This is a genomic window from Moorena sp. SIO3B2 (assembly GCF_010692525.1).
Lineage (GTDB): Bacteria > Cyanobacteriota > Cyanobacteriia > Cyanobacteriales > Coleofasciculaceae > Moorena > Moorena producens.
The window spans coordinates 1-1686 of sequence record NZ_JAAHHE010000808.1 but is presented as its reverse complement, the minus strand read 5'-3'; the positions used below and the strand labels follow the sequence as shown (position 1 = coordinate 1686).

The window sequence follows — 1686 nt, the reverse complement described above, 5'->3', positions numbered from 1 at the left end:
TTTAGATGGAGTGCGATCGCTACTCCAACGGCAGTTGATTATGCTCAAAATTGATAGTTGATAATTCAAGCATTCAGCGGTCAGCGGTCAGCGGTCAGCGGTCAGCGGTCAGCGGTCAGCGGTCAGCCATCAGCGGTCAGCGGTCAGCGGTCAGCGGTCAGCGGTCAGCGGTCAGCGGTCAGCGGTCAGCGGTCAGCGGTCAGCGGTCAGCGGTCAGTGGTCAGTGGTCAGCGGTCAGTGGTCAGCCTTCAGCGTGGCACAGTAGGGCATTAGCTGATAGCTGATAGCTGATAACTGATAACTGATAGCTGATAGCTGATAGCTGATAACTGATAGCTGATAGCTGATAGCTGATAACTGATAGCTGATAGCTGATAGCTGATAACTGATAGCTGATAGCTGATAGCTGCATCCCGATTCCCGATTCCCGATTCCCGATTCCCGTTCCCCTCCTGGGAGGGGTTAGGGGTGGGTTCCGATTCCCGATTCCCGATTCCCGATTCCCGATTCCCGATTCCCTGTTCAACACTTCTGCCATTAGCCATTACCCAATGACAAATGACAAATGCTTGCCCAAGGTTTCAGTAGTTGTACCAATCTACAACGGTGAAGCAGATTTACCAGAGTTAGTCCGTTGTTTACAGGAACAGACCTATGCCACTGACCAAGTAGAGTATCTTTTAGTGGATAATAATAGCAGCGATCGCACTGCCTCACTAATCGAAACTGCCGTTACTGAGGGAGCATCTGAGGGCATAACTTTCCACTACATCCTGGAAGACCAGATTCAAAGCTCCTATGCAGCCCGTAACAAAGGAATTCGAGCAGCCAAGGCGGAAATAATTGCCTTTACTGATGCAGACTGTCGTCCCCAACCCCATTGGTTAGCAGACCTGGTCTCACCCTTTGCTAACGTTAGTATTGGTATTGTTGCTGGTCAAATCATCGGGTTGCCCGGTAAAACCTGGCTAGAAAAACACGCTGAGTACCATAATGTTCTATCTCAGGAACATACCTTAAACAATTCCTATTGTCCCTACGGTCAAACCGCTAACCTAGCAATCCGAAGGCAAGCATTCGAGGAAGTGGGATTGTTCCGTCCTTACCTAACCACTGGTGGTGATGCTGATATCTGCTGGCGTATTCAAAAGCAAAGCAACTGGCAATTACACCTTGCTCCAACCGCCATAGTAGAGCACCGACACCGTTCCACCTTTCGGGAATATCACAGTCAATGGCATCGCTATGGTCGCTCTAACCGTTACTTACATCAGCTCCATGGTGTGCCCTTGATGCGGGATATTCCACCAAAGGAATATCTGTATCGGATCAGTCGTTGGTTGCTGAAAGAACTACCGCGCAATAGTATTAATGCGATCGCAGGCAAAACCGATCCCATTGAGCTAATCAGCACACCGATTGGTCTGTTTGGAACTTGGGCAAGAGCAAAGGGACAACAGCAAGCCCGGCTGCCAGACAAAGCTGATCAGATAGAGTGGCTTTCCCATGAAACCTGATAGCTGCATCCCGATTCCCGATTCCCGATTCCCGATTCCCGTTCCCCTCCTGGGAGGGGTTAGGGGTGGGTTCCGATTCCCGATTAATCAGAAATCACTTATTAGGTTCATGTAGGGTGGGCAGTGCACCAGACAGATAATCAAGCTTGCAAAGCCCGTTGGTAGGCAC

General features: G+C 50.0%; 4 protein-coding genes and 1 pseudogene. 4 read left to right on the top strand and 1 reads right to left on the bottom strand.

Annotation, left to right across the window (positions count from 1 at the left end; all coding sequences use genetic code 11):
* Positions 1-57 precede the first annotated feature (57 nt).
* A pseudogene (locus F6K38_RS43845) lies at positions 58-186 on the top strand (hypothetical protein); the annotation flags it as partial.
* A complete protein-coding gene (locus F6K38_RS43840) occupies positions 129-284 on the top strand; it encodes a hypothetical protein (protein WP_324293453.1) in 156 nt (51 codons plus the stop codon). The pseudogene F6K38_RS43845 and the gene F6K38_RS43840, both read left to right, overlap by 58 nt.
* Here the strand turns inward: F6K38_RS43840 and F6K38_RS41295 are convergent.
* Complete coding sequence (locus F6K38_RS41295; RefSeq protein ID WP_287360634.1) at positions 270-545, bottom strand: hypothetical protein; 276 nt, start codon at positions 543-545, stop codon at positions 270-272. The genes F6K38_RS43840 and F6K38_RS41295 overlap by 15 nt on opposite strands.
* A gap of 6 nt (positions 546-551) precedes the next feature.
* Here F6K38_RS41295 and F6K38_RS41290 point away from each other — a divergent pair, with 6 nt between their 5' ends.
* Both F6K38_RS41290 and F6K38_RS41285 read left to right on the top strand, forming a co-directional pair.
* A complete protein-coding gene (locus F6K38_RS41290) occupies positions 552-1517 on the top strand; it encodes a glycosyltransferase family 2 protein (RefSeq protein WP_287360632.1) in 966 nt (321 codons plus the stop codon).
* Positions 1507-1632, top strand: coding sequence for a hypothetical protein (locus F6K38_RS41285; protein ID WP_287360630.1), 126 nt, complete (start codon positions 1507-1509; stop codon positions 1630-1632). The genes F6K38_RS41290 and F6K38_RS41285 overlap by 11 nt, the downstream gene beginning before the upstream one ends.
* The last annotated feature ends 54 nt before the right edge of the window (positions 1633-1686 follow it).

Coding starts and splice junctions, on each gene's coding strand:
- F6K38_RS41285 (WP_287360630.1), top strand. CDS start 1,507: ATGAAACCTGATAGCTGCATCCCGATTCCCGATTCCCGATTCCCGATT.
- F6K38_RS41290 (WP_287360632.1), top strand. CDS start 552: ATGACAAATGACAAATGCTTGCCCAAGGTTTCAGTAGTTGTACCAATC.
- F6K38_RS41295 (WP_287360634.1), bottom strand. CDS start 545: ATGGCTAATGGCAGAAGTGTTGAACAGGGAATCGGGAATCGGGAATCG.